The organism is Streptomyces sp. NPDC043854 (assembly GCF_056436005.1).
In genome coordinates this window covers 1-17,354 of the sequence record NZ_JBWKDK010000048.1, presented here as the reverse complement: position 1 = coordinate 17,354, position 17,354 = coordinate 1, and the positions used below count along the sequence as shown (strand labels likewise).

15 protein-coding genes are annotated in these 17,354 nt (G+C 74.6%); 7 read left to right on the top strand and 8 right to left on the bottom strand.

Going from position 1 to position 17,354, the window contains the following annotated elements; genetic code table 11:
* Nucleotides 1–22: 22 nt before the first annotated feature.
* The 3 genes from AC068A_RS30305 to AC068A_RS30295 all read right to left on the bottom strand — a co-directional run bounded on the left by AC068A_RS30305 (nucleotide 23) and on the right by AC068A_RS30295 (nucleotide 5,062).
* On the bottom strand, nucleotides 23–3,097 hold the full coding sequence (locus AC068A_RS30305; protein WP_478589456.1) for an NACHT domain-containing protein: 3,075 nt from the start codon (nucleotides 3,095–3,097) through the stop codon (nucleotides 23–25).
* A 208-nt stretch (nucleotides 3,098–3,305) separates the two neighbouring features.
* Nucleotides 3,306–4,451, bottom strand: a complete 1,146-nt coding sequence (locus AC068A_RS30300; protein WP_478589477.1) for a winged helix DNA-binding domain-containing protein — start codon at nucleotides 4,449–4,451, stop codon at nucleotides 3,306–3,308.
* A gap of 116 nt (nucleotides 4,452–4,567) precedes the next feature.
* On the bottom strand, nucleotides 4,568–5,062 hold the full coding sequence (locus AC068A_RS30295) for a nitroreductase/quinone reductase family protein (protein ID WP_478589455.1): 495 nt from the start codon (nucleotides 5,060–5,062) through the stop codon (nucleotides 4,568–4,570).
* A gap of 155 nt (nucleotides 5,063–5,217) precedes the next feature.
* Between AC068A_RS30295 and thpR the strand changes: the two genes are divergently transcribed.
* Entirely contained in the window at nucleotides 5,218–5,802 is a 585-nt protein-coding gene (gene thpR, locus AC068A_RS30290) for an RNA 2',3'-cyclic phosphodiesterase (protein ID WP_478589454.1), read from the top strand.
* An 86-nt stretch (nucleotides 5,803–5,888) separates the two neighbouring features.
* Nucleotides 5,889–6,860 (top strand): CinY protein, encoded by a 972-nt coding sequence (locus tag AC068A_RS30285; RefSeq protein WP_478589453.1) that lies wholly within the window; start codon nucleotides 5,889–5,891, stop codon nucleotides 6,858–6,860.
* Nucleotides 6,861–6,988: 128 nt separating this feature from the next.
* Here the strand turns inward: AC068A_RS30285 and AC068A_RS30280 are convergent, their stop codons facing one another.
* Nucleotides 6,989–7,336, bottom strand: coding sequence for a hypothetical protein (locus AC068A_RS30280; protein WP_478589452.1), 348 nt, complete (start codon nucleotides 7,334–7,336; stop codon nucleotides 6,989–6,991).
* Between the two features lie 361 nt (nucleotides 7,337–7,697).
* Between AC068A_RS30280 and AC068A_RS30275 the strand changes: the two genes are divergently transcribed.
* Nucleotides 7,698–7,967, top strand: coding sequence for a hypothetical protein (locus AC068A_RS30275; RefSeq protein ID WP_478589451.1), 270 nt, complete (start codon nucleotides 7,698–7,700; stop codon nucleotides 7,965–7,967).
* A gap of 59 nt (nucleotides 7,968–8,026) precedes the next feature.
* Here AC068A_RS30275 and AC068A_RS30270 read toward each other — a convergent pair whose 3' ends face one another.
* A complete protein-coding gene (locus tag AC068A_RS30270; RefSeq protein WP_478589450.1) occupies nucleotides 8,027–10,174 on the bottom strand; it encodes a GAF domain-containing SpoIIE family protein phosphatase in 2,148 nt (715 codons plus the stop codon).
* 175 nt (nucleotides 10,175–10,349) lie between these two features.
* Between AC068A_RS30270 and AC068A_RS30265 the strand changes: the two genes are divergently transcribed.
* Entirely contained in the window at nucleotides 10,350–10,571 is a 222-nt protein-coding gene (locus AC068A_RS30265; RefSeq protein ID WP_478589449.1) for a hypothetical protein, read from the top strand.
* Between the two features lie 280 nt (nucleotides 10,572–10,851).
* On the opposite strand, the gene AC068A_RS30260 is transcribed toward AC068A_RS30265, so the two are convergent.
* Together AC068A_RS30260 and AC068A_RS30255 are read right to left on the bottom strand one after the other, a co-directional pair.
* Nucleotides 10,852–11,799: a Rieske (2Fe-2S) protein gene (locus tag AC068A_RS30260; protein WP_478589448.1), complete on the bottom strand. Its 948-nt coding sequence runs from the start codon at nucleotides 11,797–11,799 to the stop codon at nucleotides 10,852–10,854.
* Nucleotides 11,800–12,132: 333 nt separating this feature from the next.
* Nucleotides 12,133–13,317 (bottom strand): four-carbon acid sugar kinase family protein, encoded by a 1,185-nt coding sequence (locus AC068A_RS30255; RefSeq protein WP_478589447.1) that lies wholly within the window; start codon nucleotides 13,315–13,317, stop codon nucleotides 12,133–12,135.
* Between the two features lie 202 nt (nucleotides 13,318–13,519).
* Here AC068A_RS30255 and AC068A_RS30250 point away from each other — a divergent pair, with 202 nt between their 5' ends.
* The 3 genes from AC068A_RS30250 (at nucleotide 13,520) to AC068A_RS30240 (ending at nucleotide 16,389) form a co-directional block, all read left to right on the top strand.
* Entirely contained in the window at nucleotides 13,520–13,972 is a 453-nt protein-coding gene (locus tag AC068A_RS30250) for an iron chaperone (protein WP_478589446.1), read from the top strand.
* Nucleotides 13,973–14,209: 237 nt separating this feature from the next.
* Complete coding sequence (locus tag AC068A_RS30245; RefSeq protein ID WP_478589445.1) at nucleotides 14,210–15,805, top strand: serine/threonine-protein kinase; 1,596 nt, start codon at nucleotides 14,210–14,212, stop codon at nucleotides 15,803–15,805.
* Complete coding sequence (locus tag AC068A_RS30240) at nucleotides 15,802–16,389, top strand: hypothetical protein (RefSeq protein ID WP_478589444.1); 588 nt, start codon at nucleotides 15,802–15,804, stop codon at nucleotides 16,387–16,389. Before AC068A_RS30245 ends, AC068A_RS30240 begins: the two co-directional genes overlap by 4 nt.
* 324 nt (nucleotides 16,390–16,713) lie before the next feature.
* Here the strand turns inward: AC068A_RS30240 and AC068A_RS30235 are convergent, their stop codons facing one another.
* A complete protein-coding gene (locus AC068A_RS30235; RefSeq protein WP_478589443.1) occupies nucleotides 16,714–17,157 on the bottom strand; it encodes a GNAT family N-acetyltransferase in 444 nt (147 codons plus the stop codon).
* Nucleotides 17,158–17,354: the final 197 nt, after the last annotated feature.

The following is a 17,354-nucleotide window of genomic DNA, read 5'->3' as shown; positions in this document are numbered from 1 at the left end:
AATTCCTACAGCGGGGTACGGATCAGAGCTCTTCCCAGAGTGTCAGGTCCGGATGGTGCATGGCAACGGCCCGGCCGAGCCGCTCGCGAAGCCCAGGTGGCAAGTGCAGGGAGCGGTGGATGAGGGTGACGATGGTGTCTTGGCGAAGGGCCGAGCCGTCCCGGCCGAGCATGTCGACGAGCAGCCGGGCCGCGGGCTCCCGGATCGGGGAGTCGTAGGGCAGCAAGGTCAGGGCGCGGCCCACCCGGAGGTACAGTTCTGCCAGCTCACAGGGCGCGATCCCCATGCTGCCGCCGATCATCAGGCGCAGCAGGTCGTGGGCGAGCGAGGTGGCCGGCCGCCCTTCTCCGGGCGACGTGAAGGTGGTCATCGCCGGCCCCAGCCACTCCATGACCGGGTCCATCATGTGCCGCACCAAGAGGTCGTTCGTGCTGCTGGCGACGTCCATCTTGTGCCACAGCCTGTCCCAGTAGTCCCGGGACCAGTGGACGACGTCGCGCCGGGGAACGGGGTACAGCCAGTACATGTCCAGCGGGTCCGGCGGCCGCAGTTCCCCCGACCGGAGGCGGATCTCCAGGCTCCGGCCTTCCTCCGACCGGTTGCGGTGGACGGAGAGCGACAGCGCGAAGTCGGTCCACTGCTGCTCGTCGAACGACGACCGCCACAGCAGGGCGTGCCGGTGCCAGGCGGAGACCGGGTCCGAGGAGCCGGGGAAGAGGTCCTCCGCCGTGACGCCCTCGGCGAGCAGCAGCACCACCAGGACGAGATTGGCTCCGTAGATGCCGTGCCGTGACGAGGTGCGCAGGACGGCGGGCCGGTAGGCCGGATGGGGGTCGTCCGTGCGTGTCGTGTGCTGGTGGAAGACGCGGACCAGCAGGCGTCCCAGCCGCTCGCGCTCGTCGTCCGGGATCCGCCGGACCATCGACTCCCCGAACCGCAGGATCTGCCGTGAGGAGAGCGGGGCGTACGACAGCAGCGCGTACGCCAGGTCGTCGTCGACGCGGCTCGTGCCGAGGGACAGGGCGGGCCGGTCCGTGAGCAGGCTGGTGAGCACGTGCAGCGCCAGCCGTACGACGAGGTACTCGCCGAACGTGGCGTGGAGGAACTCGTACGTGGACAGCCTCCGGCCGTCGCGGACGGACTGGGCGCGCTGCACGAAGAAGAAGCGCCCCAGCGCCTCCTCGGCCGCGCCCAGCGGGGCCCGGAACCCGGACGAGGACGCGGCCGTGGAGCGTCGTCCCAGCAGTGCCGTGAGGTCCTCGTCGAGCTCTGCGGCCGACACCCACTGCCGCCGCCGGTTGAGCTGTGCGAACGCGACCAGGGACAGCCGCTGGAGTTCCTGCTCTGCGCGCGCCGCCAGACCGCTCTCCGGCAGGGCGCCGGGGGCGGTCTTGTCGACCTCCCGGTGGGCGAACGAGGTGAGCAGCTCCTCGTACAGCTCGGCCTCGTCGAGCAGGTCGTCGCCGTCGCGCCGCAGGCCGTTGTCGGTGGCGTCGTACAGGGCCATCATCGTCAGCAGGAGCGGCTGCACGGCGAGGGGTTCGTGCCGGGCGATGGCGTCCCACGGCAGGGGTTGCAGTCCTCGGGCTGCGAAGCTGCTCGCGTTGGCCTCGTTCCACAGCTCCAGCCAGCGGCGGATCTGGGCGGGGCGGAACGGCTCGAGGCGCAGGGCGACGAGTCCCTCCGGGTGGCGGGTGCGGTCGGCGACGGCGGTGCGGCTGGTGACCACCGCGCGTACGGGGCGGCCCTGTTCGGCCTCGCGCTGCTGGAACCGGGCAACGCGGACGAGGAAGTCGCTGTGGTGGACTCCGGTGGTCTGGAGGAGCTCGTCGAAGCCGTCGAGGAGCAGCACCGGGACCGCGCCGCCGGCCGAGCGGACCAGCTCCGGCCAGGACACCCGTTCCCCCGTGGCCGCCCGTACCGCTTGTTCGAGCTGTTCCTGTAGGTCGTCCTCCGCGCGTACGTCGCGCAGCGGGACGCGGACGGGGAGGTAGCCGGCGGAGGGCAGCCGGGCTGCGAGGATCCGGGTCAGCACGGACTTGCCGGCGCCGGGCTGGCCCAGCACCAGCAGCGGCGAGCCGTTGCCTCCGGGGGACGTGAGGGCGCCCGCGAGGTAGCCCGTCAGGTCGCGGCGTACGGGGGCCTCCTCCCACCAGGACTCGCTCGCCGGGCCGCCGGTGCCGGCCACGGCCCGCACCCGGAAGTCCGGATCGAGGTACATGTCCTGGAGGGCTGGCACGCTGATGCCGTCGGGCGCGGTGGAGGCGTCGAGCACGGGCCGGGTGAGGGCGGCCTCGTGGGAGCGGGCGAGGGCGGCGGCGACGTCGGTCGGCGGGCGCATCGCACGTGCCACCTCGGACAGCAGTTCCTCGACTCCGGCCAGCGCGGTCCGCACCCGGTCACGGGTGGCCTGGTGTTCGACCTGCGCGACCCAGAACCCGAACTCGGGTGCCTGTTGGGCGAGTTGTGCGTACAGGCCCTCGTAGTGCCGGACGGCGGCGCGGGGCAGTTCGGTGGCCAGCACCTGCCGTGCCGTGCTCCGGCCGGACTCCGTCAGGCCGGTCCAGACGCGAAGCCCTTCGACGAAGCCGAGGAACCGCTCCGACAGCCGTCCGTACCACCGGCTCAGCTCCGCCGTCACGTCCTCGAAGGGACGGTGGGGTGCGGGCCGGGGTGCGTCGGCGGTGGCGAGCGAGTGGGCGAACGCCGTACCGCGGGGGCCCGGTTCCGGGGCGCCGGCGAGGGCGAGTTGTTCGCCGCGGGTGAGTTCGAGGTCGTCGATGCCGAACGGGAGGTCGGCCTCGCCCAGTGCCTGGAACCACGCGACGACGACGATCACGGTGTGGGCGGCGTGCAGGAGTTCCGTGCGCTCGGCCCGCCCCTCCGCACGGCCGAGGCGCCGGCCCAGGCCGCGCACGGCGTCGCGGCCCAGGCCCACGATGCGTCCGCGTGCGTCGGCGACGCGCAGCAGCCCGTCCCCGATTCCCCCTGTCGCCGCGTTGAGCGCCCCGCCCAGGGCCCGGTCCAGCGCGGCCACGGCGGGCGGATCGCCCCCGAGCAGCACCAACGCGTCCGATAGCGACAGCAGCCTGCGCACGCCCACCCCGCCCCCTGATGTGCCCGCCCCACCTCACGGCCCACTCTCGCACGGCGGCGTCCGGGTGGCCGGCGGTTCCAGGCAAACCGGCCTGCCGGGTGGCACCGAGGGCTTCCGGGGAGGGCGCAGGGGGTGAGGACCCGCACGTCCTGGCCCCGGCGCGCTCGGGCACGGGCCGTCGGTGCCAGGCAGGCGTCGCCGCGGTGTTTCAGGCGTGGGGTCCCACGGTCACCGTGCCGATGGTGAGCTCCGCCCGGCCCTCGAGGACGGCGGCCGTGCGTTCGGCCTCCGTCTCCAGCAGTCGCCGGTCGCGGGTGCCCAGCGGAGCCAGGGGTTCGACGGTGAGGATGATGCGGCGGCCCGAGCGGCGCTGGTGCCAGACCCCGGCGGCGACGCCGTCCACCAGCAGGACGGGGTGGTTGCCGGCCTGGCCGCCGGCGAGGGCACGGGTGCGGGCGGCGCCCGGGAAGAGCCGCTCCCGCGGGCGGCCGGCCACGACGTAGGCGTCGAAGTACGGCAGCAGGCGCAGGCCGCGCGGCGGCTCGGCGGGGAAGTCCGTGTCGCCGGCGGCCACCCAGGCGGGCGCGGACTCGAAGGACACCTCCTCGATCCGGTGCCGGTCGGCCAGCTGCCGGAAGAGCCGGGCGGCCCACGGCTCCGGGGCGGCGAGCCAGCGGGCGAAGTCCTGTGAGGTGGCGGGACCGTACGCGCGCAGGTAGCCGTCCACGAGGGTGTCCAGGGCCGTCCCGGCCGGCTGCGGGGTGCATCGCGGGCGGGTGTAGGTCACCTTGCGCCCCCGGTCCGGGCCGAAGGCCAGCACACCCCGGTGTGCCGCGGTGTGCAGGACCTGCCGCCAGCGGGGCCACATGGTCCGGAAGGCGGGCATCACGGGATCGCCCGCCCACGGCCCGGTCCGGGCCACGATCGCCTCGGTCAGCTCGTCCGCGGTGAGTTCGGCGCCGGTGAGGGCGTCGGCGATCGCGGCGACCACGTCGTCGGTCTGCTCGGGCGTCATCCGCGCCGGCTCGGGCAGGCCGGTGGAGCCGGGTACGGCGGCCAGCGCGCCGGTCCACCAGGGCAGGTCGGCAGCGGGGAGCAGGTGCACGGTTCCGCGGGGGCCGAAGGTCTTCACCAGCGCACGGTCGGTCCACAGGGCGGTACGGACGTCGCTTCGGGTCACGCCGTCCAGGCGCAGTGCGAGCGAGAGCTCCGCGGCGGAGAGCACCTGTGCGTGTGCCCCCATCATCGCGCCGGCCACGCCGGCGATGCCCGCGGAGCCGGACGCGGGGGCCGGGCGGTCGAGGAACTGGCGGGCCAGGCGGCGGGCGAGAGCAGCGTTCCAGGAGACCGGCATCAGCGTCATACGGGCGAACCTAGCGGCCGTATGGGACGGATACCGGCCCATACGGAGGGCGACGGCCCGGCGGCAGCGGCAGACGCCGACTGGCCGGCTCGTTCCGGCCGGGCCGGTCAGGCGGTCCGCGGTACGTCCGGTACGCCGGGCCTGGGTTCCAGGACCACCACCGCCGTCTCGGACGGCCTCAGCGCCGCGTAGGCGTCCAGGTTGGTGTCGATCTCGCGCCAGCGGGCCCAGAGCCGTGCCCGCTCCTCGCCCGCCGCGGCGCGGCCCCGTACCGGCCGCGGCCCGTCGACCAGGTCGACGGTCGCCTCGGGGTGCGTCCGGAGGTTGAGCCACCAGGCGGGCTCGCCCGCCCCCCAGCCGTTCATCGCCAGCGCGACGAGATTCGGGCCGTCCTCGAGATATGCGACGATCACGCTCCGCCGGCGGCCGGTGCGGCGCCCGGTGGTGGTCAGCCGCAGCGCGCCCCAGCCGCGGGGCCGCGGCCGCCACAGCCCGATCCGGCCGCCGAGGACCCGGTACACCCCCCGGTGCAGGGACCAGACGAGACGGATGAACCAGCGCGGCGGAACCCGCGGTGTCTTCGTCCTGCGCCCGAGCGACACGGCGGCCTCCCGCTCTCCGGCCGGCTACGGCCTCGCCTCGGAGAGGACGATAGCCGCGCCCGCCGGTGGCGGACAGGGTCCCGGAGGCGGCGGCTGTGACCGGTGTACGGGGCAGGATGTGACGGGACCCGCCCGGACACGGTACGAAGTGTTTCGTGAAGGAAGAGATTCAGGCCGAGACCCTCCGCGTCTTCATAGCGCTGGCCCCGCCCGACGAGGCGAAGGAGGAGCTGGAGCAGGAGCTGCGGCCCGCCTACGACGCGTACCCCCGCATGCGGTGGAACCGCATCGAGGACTGGCACATCACCCTGGCGTTCCTGGGCGAGGTCCCGGCCGCCACCGTGCCGCTGCTGAGGCCGCCGCTGGCCGAGTTCGCGGCGGCGCGCCGGCCCCTGCAGCTGGGCCTGCGCGGCGGCGGGCACTTCGACGAGCGGGTGCTGTGGAGCGGGATCGACGGGGACCTGGAAGGCCTGCACCTGCTCGCCACCGAGGTACGGGCCCTGGTCAGGGACAGCGGTGTGCCGTTCCAGGGTCGGCCGATGAACCCGCACCTCACGCTGGCGCGGTCCCGCCGGGCGGATTCCTCGAGCGCCGTGGAGGCCGCCGCCCGGCTCGCCGGGTTCACCGGCAGCCGCTGGCGGACCGAACGCCTCCACCTGGTCGGCAGCAACTTCGGCCGCGGTCCCGGGCCGATCCAGTACCGCGACATCGAGGCCTGGAGCTTCGGCGGCACGGGCTGAGGGCCGTCCGCGGATGCAGTGCCCGCAGGGCCGGGTGATGCTGGGGCCAAGGGGCCGGCCCCGCCGTGTCCCGCCAGGAGACCCCTGTGCCACTCACCCGCGAACCTCCACGGCGGCGTCCGCTGACGGCGTTCGTCGCGCTGGCCTGTGCGGTCGCCGCCACGACCGTTCTGACGGCACCCGCTCCCGCGCAGGCCTTCACCGGCGGCCACCACGAGACGATCACCCGGCAGGCACTGACCTGGGAGCCCCGGACCCTGACGGAGATGGCCGACGCCCGCACGGGGGCGGTCAACGCCAACGACCACGGCGGCTACTTCAAGCTGGGCATCCTGCACTGCGACAACGCCGACTACCTGGCCCCGCGGTACGCCTCCGGCTACCCGCGCACCAGGGACGAGGCGACCACCGAGCTCCTGGCCTGCATCCGCAGCTCCGTGGCCCGCTTCCGGGCCGCCGTGCGCGCCGCGGACGGGCTCGTCGACGCCGAGGGCCGCGTCAGCGCCCGCGACACCGACCTCGGGTCTCCCTGCACCTGGGACGAGAGTCCGGATCGCGCCAAGTGCACCGTACTCGAGCAGCTCGGCCGCGGCTGGCACCAGATCGAGGACTTCTACGCCCACAGCAACTGGTCCGACCGCACCACGGGCACCATCGGCCTCACCAACCCACCCGGCCTGGCCAAGACCGCCATCGCCCCGTTCCTCGCCGTCGGCCGCTACAGCACCATGAACGACGCCGCCTGGACCGCGGAAGCCGCAGCCCTCGTACCCGAGGACCTCAGCACCGGCTGCTACCCCGACTTCGAATCCACGGGCGCCCTTCCGGTCGGCTGCGACGGACGCGTCCAGCACAACGGCACCCTCGCCAAGGACACCCCGGCCGCCCCCCGCTCGGACAACGGCAACTTCCAGCGCGCCACCGACCTGGCCGCCCAGGACATCGCCCGCCAGTGGGACGACTTCCGGGCCGCCCTGCGCGCCGCCTATCCGGGCCGCCGCGGCGAGCAGATGATCTGCGCCCTGGTCCACGACCGGCCCACCACCGGCTGCCGCTGAGCGGGGGCGTACCTGCGCGGGGTAGGCGACGACGGTGGCCTCGGCCGGCAGCAGCCCCTCGCTTCCGGTTCCGGTTCCGGGGCCGTGCCCGGAACCGGTCGGTCAGCCGTCGGTCGGTCGGTTCGCCGTCAGTGGACGACGGAGAAGCTGCGCCACGGCAGGGAGCCGGGAGCGGTCCCGTTCGCACTGGACATCGGGACGTAGATTCCGGGTGCCTTCTCGGACTTCTCGCACTCCGGTGTCCGGTACAAGATGACGTCGACCAGGGTGTTGTTCTCCACGTGAGCGGCGCCGTGCGGGAGGCGGATCCGGTGGCAGCCCTCGACGGGCGTGTTCGAGTACGTGAGCTCGATCGGGGAGTCGTGGCCGCGAAAGGTGAGCGTGCCCACGGTGGTCTTGCCGGCCGAGCAGGCCGTTGCCGTGAGCAGCAGAACTGCCGCCCCGGTGATGACGCCGATACGCCGGAGGTGGGACATGGCTCGGTCCTCGTCTGTGCGGTGGTGGCTGCCCTTGACCGCAGCGTGGCCTGCCGCGTGGCGGAAGGCATCCGGTGCGCGCCCGGCGGGATGACCGCCGAAGGGGGGAGAAGCCCACCCCGGGCCGCACCGACGGACGCGCGCCGCCGTGTCCGAGTGGTGTCGCACACACACGAGAAGTGAGGAATCGAAGCCGCGCAAGATATTTGATCTTCGACCCCCAGGCCATTGGGCCTGTTTCACCGGCAAGGCGCAGCCGCTGGTGCGGCCGCGGCGGGTGCGGGTCGCCGAAATGCACGGCGGCTGTCAGAGGCGGGTGACACCATCTGCCGCGGTGATCCGACAGCTACAGGGGGTAGGCATGGCGAGCACGTACACGTGGCCGCGCGGGGCGGAGACGGCGGACAGCGACGCGCTGGAGCGCTGGCTGGCCGGTCACGGATGGGAGATCGACCCGACCGTGTTCATGGCCGGAGTCCTGGGCCCGGCGGTCCAGGTCCGCCGCATCGACAGCACGTGCCAGGAGGACGAGGCGGGTCTGCTCATCCTCCCGGGCGAAACCGTGGTGTTCGACGGCGAGCGGATACGGCTTCGCCCGCGCGCCTTCGCTTCTGCCGGGGCTCCCGCATAGCGCGACGGCCGCCGGCCGGGAGGATCAGCGCGCGGTCGGCCGCCGTCGGGGGCTGGTCTTCAGATGCGCAGGAGCAGCAGTGCGATGTCGTCGGTTTGGGGGGAGGCGGGGCCGGTGGCCTCGACGAGGGCTTCGATGAGGTCGTCGAGGCCGGCTCCCGCGCGTGTGGCGAGGACGGAGGCGAGGTCGGCGGTGGCCCGGTCCGGGTCGATGCCGGCCGCGGTGGGTTTCTCGACGAGGCCGTCGGTGTAGAGCGCGAGCAGGGTTCCCCGGGTGAGGTCCAGGTGGGTGACGGGGCACGGGGTCTCCGTGCCGATGCCCAGGAGCGGGGCGGGGTCCAGGTTCACGGGGTGGGGCCGGGTGCCGGGGCGGTGCACGAGCGGCGGCGGGTGGCCGGCGCCCGCCAGGATCGCCAGCCGGTGGGCGAGGTCGATGTGGACGTAGAGGCAGGAGACGAGCAGGTCGGTGTCCAGGTCTGCCAGGAGGCGGCCGGTACGGGTGAGGACCTCGCCGGGCGGGGCCCCGGCGGCGGCCCGGATGGCGGTGCGGACCTGGCCCATCAGGGCGGCGGCTGCGACGTTGTGCCCCTGGACGTCGCCGATGACGGCCGCGACGTTGGCGGCGTCCAGGGGAATGACGTCGTAGAAGTCGCCGCCTATGTGCATGCCGTGGCCGGAGGGCAGGTAGCGGGCGGCGATCTCGAGTCCGGGCACGACGGGCAGGGAGTGCGGGAGGAGTGCCTGCTGGAGGCCGCGGGCGAGGTCGTGGGCGGCGTCGTGGAGGCGTGCCCGGTCCAGGGCTTGGGCGATCAGACCGGCGAGGGAGGTGAGCACGGCGCGTTCGTCGGCGGTGAAGGTGTGGGGTTGGTCGTAGGAGAGGATGCAGCAGCCGACCGGGCGCCCGGAGATCCTCAGCGGGAGGAAGGCCCAGGCCTGCTTGCCGCTGATGCGGGGCGCGCCGGGATAGTCGCGGGCGATCTCCCCCGCGTCGTCGTAGAACGCGGGCACGCCGCCGGCGATCACCTGTCCCGCCGGGGTCAGCTCCGTGTCCAGGGGCAGCCCGTCGAGGCGGTCGATGGTGGCCGCGTCGTAGCCGTAATGCCCCGTGATCTTCAGGCGGCCGGCTTCGGCGGCGGACAGGACCAGGGCGTCGGCGCCGAACGCGGGCAGCACCTGGTCGGCGACCAGTTCGACGACGTCGCGGACGGCGACGGTTTCCGTCAGGGCCGCTGCCAGGTGCAGGAGCTGGTAGATCCGGCCCGTCTGCGGTCCGGCCGCGGCCGCGCGGGGCGGGCCGGCCCGCGGCCCGGGCTGCCGGCTCGCCGTCGGGCTGCCGGTGGGGGTGATGCGGACGCTGATGCCGCCGGCGTCCGGATAGAGCTGGAAGTACAGCCAGTGGTCCGGCGGGTGCAGGGCGGTGAACTCCACCGGGTCGCGGCTCATGACGGCGGTGCGGTAGCGGTCCTCGACCAGGGGGGTGTCGAGCCACGGCAGGGACTGCCAGGGCCGGGTTCCGAGCAGCTGCCCGGCGCTGCGGCCGAGCAGGGCGGCGGCAGTGCCGTCCAGGAAGGCGATCCGGCCCTCCAGGTCCAGCGCCAGAGCACCTTCGGGCAGGCGTTCGATCCAATCGGCGGCGGCCTGCGCTGCCCGGCCCCCGCCCCGCGGGGTGGGCGGCACTGCCGGGATGACGCGGGGCCGCTCGGGCACCGGGGGCGGGGACCCGGCGCCCTCCAGGATCCGGGCGATGCGGCGGGCGGCCGCGGTGATGTGGTGCTGTTCGCGGCGGCCGGCGTGGCGGGGGTGGCTCGCGGGCCAGAGCAGCAGCAGCGCGCCCATGGCGCCCGTACGGCCCGGCAGCGGCGCCGCGGCCAGGGCCGACCGGTACGGGAGGCTGACGGCGGCCCGGGGGTAGTCGCGGGCGAGGTCCTCGTGGGAGCCGACCCACACCAGCCGGTCTTCGCGCAGCGCGTCGACGACGGGGGTCGGAGCCGTCGGGGAGATCCGGTGCCAGGGCCGGGCCACCTCCTCCGGCAGCCCGTACACCACGGCCAGCCCGAGCTTCCGCTGCGCCCCCTCCCCGTCCCAGAGGAACAGGCCGCCGGCGGACGCACCCGTCCGCAGGACCGCATCGGTCAGCGCGTCGTCCAGCGCCGGGGGGCCGGCCCCGGCCGCGCGGGCGCGGTAGGGGCTCTCGCCGCAGGCGGTCACGGCCCACCTCCGTTCCTCCCGGCACGCCGATGCCGGGGGTCTGCCGCACGAGGGGTGCGGGAGGGGCCTTGCCCACGCGCCTCACCGCTGTCCGGGCGCGCAAACCTTCGACACGGGCGCGCTCCTACGGAGGCGAGGAAGTGCGAGCCGGCCGCCGAGCGGCGAGGGTGGGGCCATGACCTCCGCGAGGCTGATCATCCACCCGCCCGACGAGCACGGGCGGCGCCAGGTGCGCTACGGCGGCGTCGTCCTGGGCACCGCGGCCAGGCCCAGCGACGTCGTCGAGCTCCTCCGCCGGGCCGGCGTCACCGCTCCCGAGGCCCTCGACTTCGGCGATCCGGACGTGGCCGAATGGCGCGGCGCCGGCCCCGAGAGCTGGGCGGAGTCACCGCCGTGACGGCCGGATCGGCCGGATCGGCCGGGTCGGGCGGGTGGGCGGGTCGGGGGGGTACCGGCGCCTTCGGCCAGGCCGGCTTGTCTTCCGCGTGAGGGGTCCCGTTGCGCCCGCGGGCTCGGGCTGAGCGCGGCGGCGGCCTCACCGTCCCTGCCCGCGCGACCGGCGGATGCCGGTGCCCGAGGTGGTGTACATGCCAGGGCGGGCGGGGACCGTCCCCGACTCCTCGCCCGCTCCTCCTCGACCGCTCGGCGCGCCGCGCCTGGCCGGCGGAGGCGCGCCGTCAGGCGTCCGGGCTGCTCTCCGGCTGACAACGGGGCTGGTGGAAGTGCTGGAGCCGGGCTTCCACGTGCCCGTCCACGATGCGCGTGTCGAAGGCGGGCTGGGGTGCGGTGGCGGGCCCTTCGACGTTCCACCCGTCCGACAGGCGGAACACGCTGCCGTGCCAGGGGCACCGTACGCAGCTGTCCGCGATCTCCCCCTCCGCCAGCGGCCCCGCCATGTGGGCGCAGCGGTCGGCCAGCGCGTGGACGGCGCCGCCGCTCTCGCGTACGACGAGTACGTCCACTCCGTCGACGCGGGCGCGCACGGCCCGGCCCACGGGGAAGGCGGCCACCGCACCGAGGTGGTGCCATCCGTCCCGTACCAGGTGGGCGACCTGCTCGGCGTGGTTGGCGCCGGCGGCCTGCCGGTAGGCCAGGTGGCCGCCCAGCGCACCCGCCGCGCCCACCGCGGCGAGCCCGGCCATCCCGAGCGCCTTGCCCCGCCAGACCCGGCCCCGCGTACGGGCCACGAAGGAGCTCGTGTAGAGCACGACCCCGGCGGTGTTGCCGAGGGCGTGGACGAGGCCGGTACGGGCCTGCTCTGGCGGCAGCTCCGCCCAGTCCACCCAGCCGGACACCGCGGCGGGGGCCGCCGCGGCCAGGCCGGCGCCGACGAGGACCTGTGCGGCGCCGTGCCGGCCCGGGAGCCGACCCGGAAGGAGGTCCAGCAGGGCAGCCGACAGCCAGGTCCCGATCGGGACCTGGACGAGCGCGGGGTGCGCCGGATGGCCCAGCGGGCGGCCGTGGAGCAGGTCGCGCACCGGCCCGAGCGGCACGGACCGTACGGCCGCGCGGAGCCCGCGGATCAGGGGATCGGCGTACGGTGTCTGTTCCAGGTGTTCCACGGCCGTGAGCAGCGGTCCCGGGCCGGAGGCCTTCGCCGCGTGGTGTGTGCGGTCTGTGTCCATGGCCCCCGCCTACCCCGCGTCGCCGCCCCCATGTGCGCCATCGCCGCGCGCGCCGGGTTCCGGCGGGAGCCGGTCGGCTTCGCCTGCGCCGTGGACGTCGTGGGGTGGGCGGCGGGCGGCGTGGAGGCCCGTGCGAGGTGCTCGCGGGCGCGGCGCCGGATGCCCGCGCCGTCACGCAGCAGCGCCTCGGCTTCCGCCCCGACTCATCACAGAGGGTCCGTGGGAGCCCGGCAATCGCGACGGGGCCGAACGGCGGCCTCGCGACACCTGACGGCGCATCGGTGTCCCGCAGCGGGCCCGGCCCGGTACCCGTACGAAGGACCTGTCGCGCCGTCAGGCACCGTGCTGCCGCCGGACGAGGTGGCACAGGCGGACGAGGGTGGTGTCGTCGCCGAAGCCGCCGGCCTTGATCAGCACGGGAAGGGCGGGCCGGCCGAGCAGGGTTCCGCGTGCCACACCGGGTTCGGGCTCGTCGGCCAGGTTGATGCCGGTGACGCCGAGGGCGTCGAGAACCTCCGCGGCGGTTTCGCCCCCGGTGAGCACGAGCGCGTCGACCCGGTCCTCCTCGATGAGCTTGCGCACGGCGTCGGCCATGGAGCGGCCGAGGGCCCTCGCGGCGTCCCGCGGCCGGCGCTCGTCCGGCGTGTGCAGGACGAGCACGGGGGCCGACGCGCCACTGAGGTCGGCGACCGTCGCCGCCGGGTCGTCGGAGGCGTAGACCGCCTGTACGTCCGCCCGGTCGCGGAGCAGGGCCAACTGCCGGCGGGTGGCGGGGTTGGCGCTGCCGACGACGACCAGGGGCCGCCGGGCCGGACCGGGAACGGACGGGGGTTCGGCCGCGGCCCGTGCGCAGTGCCGTGCGAGAGCGGCCGCGAGCCCGGGCGAGCCGACCCACAGCACCTCGCCGAGGCGGGGAACGCCCTCGACGAGCCGGTCGAGATCGGCGTCCTGCTGCGCCGAGTACGCCACCACCCCGCCCGCACCGATCAGCCGGGGCAGGTCGCCGACCCGGTCCGGGCCGGTCAGGACGGCGTCCGGGAACAGCTCCGCGAGATCCGAGCACCGCACGGGGTGCGCGGGATCGCCGGCGAACTCGCTCTCGTGGACCGGGATCCCCCGTACGTACTGGACCCCGCCCACCGTCACCCTGCCCTCGGCGGGGAAGGCAGGGGCGACGATCACGGCCCGGCGCCCGGAGCCGGAGCGGGCGGCCCGGATCTCCGCTGCAACGTGCCCCCGGAGGGTGGAGTCCACCGTCTTCAGCAGCAGATCGGCGTCGGCGAACCGGCGAGCCGCCTGCCGCATGCGTGCGCCGGCGGTCTCCCCGTCGGCGACGCGCGTGCCGAGATCGACCGCGGTCACGCCCCGGGGCAGGCCGGAGGTTGCCGCCTCCGGGAGACGGAAGAGGATCCGGGCGTCGTGGCCGGTCCGGCGGAAGGGTGCGGCGCCGTCGCCGGCGCTGGTGAGGTCGTCCGCCAGCACGGCGATGCGCAGCGCTCGGCCGCCGTGGAGTGTCATGCCGTTCCCCTCCGTCTGTCCGCTGTCGCGACAGGGTTCGTCCGTGATGCCGCGACAAGATCCATACTGCGCGGCGGGGCGGTGCCGCACAATCGATTCCTTCTGCACGCCGGTGCCCGTGCGCAGCTGAGCCGCTGTCAGTGGGCCCGGATATCGTTTTTCTCACGATCCGGCACATCGAGATCCACCAGGGGGACACGACATGAGCAGCACCGACAGCGGCGCGTACGAGGGATTCACGGCCGAGGAGCGGGCCGCGATGAAGGACCACGCCCAGGAACTGAAGAAGGCCGCACGCCGCGGCTCGCGCGCGGACAAGGCGGCGCAGGCGGAGCGCGACGTCCTCGCGAAGATCGCCGAGATGCAGGACTCGGACCGGATCATGGCCGAACGCGTCCATGCCGTCATCACGGCGGGCGCCCCGGTCCTCGCACCGAAGCTCTGGTACGGGATGCCCGCCTACGCGCTGGACGGCAAGGTCGTCTGCTTCTTCCAGAGCGCGGAGAAGTTCAAGGCGCGCTACGCGACGCTCGGGTTCAGCGACCTGGCGAAGCTGGACGACGGCGCGATGTGGGCGGCCGGCTTCGCGCTGACCGAGGTGACGCCCGAGGTGGAGGCCCGGATAGCGGCGCTCGTGCAGCGGGCGGTGAGCTGACCCGCGCCCGCCGGGCGGCCGGGCGGGACCGCCTGCCGCCGGAGACCCTGCGCAGAGGCTGTCACCGGCTGCCCCTATCATGACCCCGCTGCAGGCCGGGCACCGTTCCCGGCACTGCGCGACGCCATGCGCGGCAGCGCCGCACGGCGATGACGACGACAACACCCACATCGAAGATCCCGTGTGCGTTCGCCCGGGTTCCAGGGGGGTGGGGACCCACAGCAAGGGGGCAGGAAGATGAAGGCGTGGGTGGTCCCCGGTTACACGGAGACCAGAGAACTCGGCTCGGGCGCCAGCGGCCGGGTGGTGCTGGCGGTGCACGACGGGACCGGGACTCCCGTGGCGATGAAGTACCTCAGCGACCGGCTGCGCAGCGATCCGGCGTTCGTCCAGGGCTTCCGGGCGGAGGCCCGGCTGCTCGGCGAGCTGCACTCGCCGTACGTCGTGGGCCTGTACGAGTACGTGGAGGCGCCCGACGGCGCCGCCATCGTGATGGAGCTCGTCGACGGCGTGGCCCTGCGCGAGCTGCTCAAGCAGACCGGGCAGACCGGCACCGGCCCCGAGGCCGCCCTGGTCGTGCTCAAGGGCTCCCTGCTGGGCCTGGCGGCCGCGCACCGGGCCGGAGTCGTCCACCGCGACTACAAGCCGGAGAACGTCCTGGTCGCGGCCGACGGCTCGTCCAAGCTCGTGGACTTCGGCATCGCCACGGACCACGGCGCCACGCCGGGCGTGGCCGGTACGCCCGCGTACATGGCCCCGGAGCAGTGGCAGGGCCGGCCCGCCTCTCCGGCGGCCGACGTGTACGCGGCGACGGCCACGTTCTTCGAGTGCCTGACCGGGCGCAAGCCGTACCCCGGCCAGAACTTCGCCGAGTTGGCGCTCCAGCACGTCGAATCCCCGGTCCCCGAGTCCGAGGCCCCGGAGCCGGTGCGCCCGCTGATCCGGCGGGGTCTGGCGAAGCGTCCGGAGGAGCGTCCGGAGGATGCCGAGGCGTTCGTGGCCGAGCTGGAGGCCGTGGCCTGCGGCGCGTACGGCCCGGACTGGGAGGAGCGTGGCCAGCGCAAGCTGGCGGCGCTGGCGGCGCTGCTGCCGCTGCTGTTCCCGTCGGCGGGCGGCTCGACGGCGTCCACCACGGCGTTCGCCACGACCTCGCTGTGGGCGCCCGGGCGGCGCGGCTGGCTGGGCGCGGGCGTGGCCCTGGTGCTGGGCGTGCTGGTGGTCGTCACCCAGGCGGCGGCCTCGGACCAGCCGGTCGGGGCGGCCGCGCTGAGCTCGTTCGCGACGACCAGCGCGGCTCCGCCGACGGGCGGCCCGGTCCCCGCGGGATCACCGTCGGGTTCGGCGTCCGCCTCGGCTTCGGCCTCGCCCGGCGCGTCGGCCTCGCCGTCCGCGTCCCCGTCCGCCTCGGCGTCCGCTTCCGCGGGCGCGTCCCCCGGCCCCGGCTCCCCGGCCACTCCTGCGCCGGCCGGCCCGCAGCCGTCGCCTCCGACCGCGCCGCCCGCGTCCCCCACCCCGTCTCCGGCGGTGAAGGTGAGGGCGGTGAACGTGACCTCGTTCCGGCAGACCGACTTCACGGCGGCGCAGGTGACGCTGTCCGTGGACGCCTCCGGCCCGGCGACCGTCCGGCTGGAGTGGTTCAGCAGCAACTCCCGGGGCACGCTCGGCGCGTCCGAGGGCTCCATGACCTTCCCCTCCTCCACGGCGGCGACCGCCAGGACCCTCACCTTCCGGGGCACAGGCTGCTACTGGGGCGTACGGGCCACGACGACGCCCGCAGCGGGCAACGGGGCAGCGGTCCAGCAGCTCCTGATCAAGCGGTGTGAGATCCGATGAGCGACAACGACAAGTACAGCGCCACCGTCCTCGGCAGCCACTGGGTCAGCGGGCCCCCCGCCGCGCAGCCGGAGGTCGCCCCCGACCGGGTCGACGGCTCCGTGCTGCGCTTCGGGCCCGGGGTGACCGCGGCCGCCGTGGCCCCGTTCCCGGTGGTGCCGCAGCCCGCGCCCGCCCGTCGGCGCGAGGGCGGCGGCCTGCGCCGGTACGCGCTCGCGGGGGCCGTGCTGGCCGCCGTCCTCGGCTACCTGTGCTGGCAGCAGTACGGCCCCGGCATCGCGGTCCGGGACGTGGCCGTGACCACCGACCCGGCCGGACCGGCCTGCGGGGCGACCGCCGACGTGGTGGCCGTCGTACGGACGGACGGCCGCCCCGGGACCTTGGCCTACCGGTGGATCCGCAGCGACGGCACCCGCTCCGAGCGGCTGACGGAGCAGGTGGCCCGGGGCCAGGAGCAGGCCGCGCTCCATCTGCTGTGGACCTTCCAGGGCACGGGGAACTATCCGGCCAGGGCGGAGCTGGAGCTGCTGGAGCCGACCCGGCGGACGGCGGCGGTGGAGTTCGCCTACCGCTGCGCGCCGTAGCGGGCGGTCGGAACAGGGTGTCGTCGTTCGCGGACGTGGCCGGGGCGACCCGGAGGACGTCCCCCTGCTCGACGATCCCAAAAGGCCTTGGCTGCGGCCTTGTTCTTCTCCGGATCGCACATGCCACCACGGTAGGGGCCGAGCGGCGGGCCGGCTGTGTGCCTTGCACCCGGCCGGGAGACTCTTTCCAGCCAACCCCCTGTTGTATGGCCGGAAACAGTGCAATGCTGTGCCCACGGCGGCCCTCCCCCTCCCCCGCGGAGAGGCCCCCGGCCCCGTCCGGAACGCACCCCCGGGCGGGGCCCATCGCATGCTGGCGAGCCGCTAACCCTCCAGGGACTTCAGCTCCTTGGCGAAGTGGAAGGCGACGATGTCGAAGCGCTCCCGAAGGTAGAACCGGTGGGCGCCGGTGCGGTGGGTGCCCGAGTCCAGGCTGAACTCGTAGCAGCCCTCGGCGCGGGCGTGGGCCTCCAGGTGGGCGAGCATCGCGTGGCCGACGCCGGCCGAGCGGGCGGACGCGGAGGTCACCAGATCGTCGACGTAGAGCTTGCGCACGGCACTGGTGGTGTCGACGACACGCCAGCCGGCCGCACCGACGCACCTGCCGTCGTCCGCGTAGGCGGCGGTGAAGCGGAGGCCCTGCGCATGGCCGCGCTCGTACACCTGGCGGAAGAGCTCCTCGGTGAGGTGCGGTCGCAGCTCGCGCAGGACGGGGAGCAGGTCGGTGTCCAGGCGCGGGTCGCCGACACCCAGGTCGATGATCTTCATGGCCGGGACGATATCCCAGCAGCGGGAGGCGGCCGCCCGGGTGGCGGCCGCCACGGCCGCGGGGGGGGGGGGGGGGGGGGGGGGGAGGGGGGGGGGGGGGGGGGGGGGGGTGGGGGGGGGGGTGGGGGGGGAGGGGGGGGGGGGGAGGACGGAAAGGAAAACAAAAAAAAAAAAAGAAGAAAAAAAAAAAGAAAAAA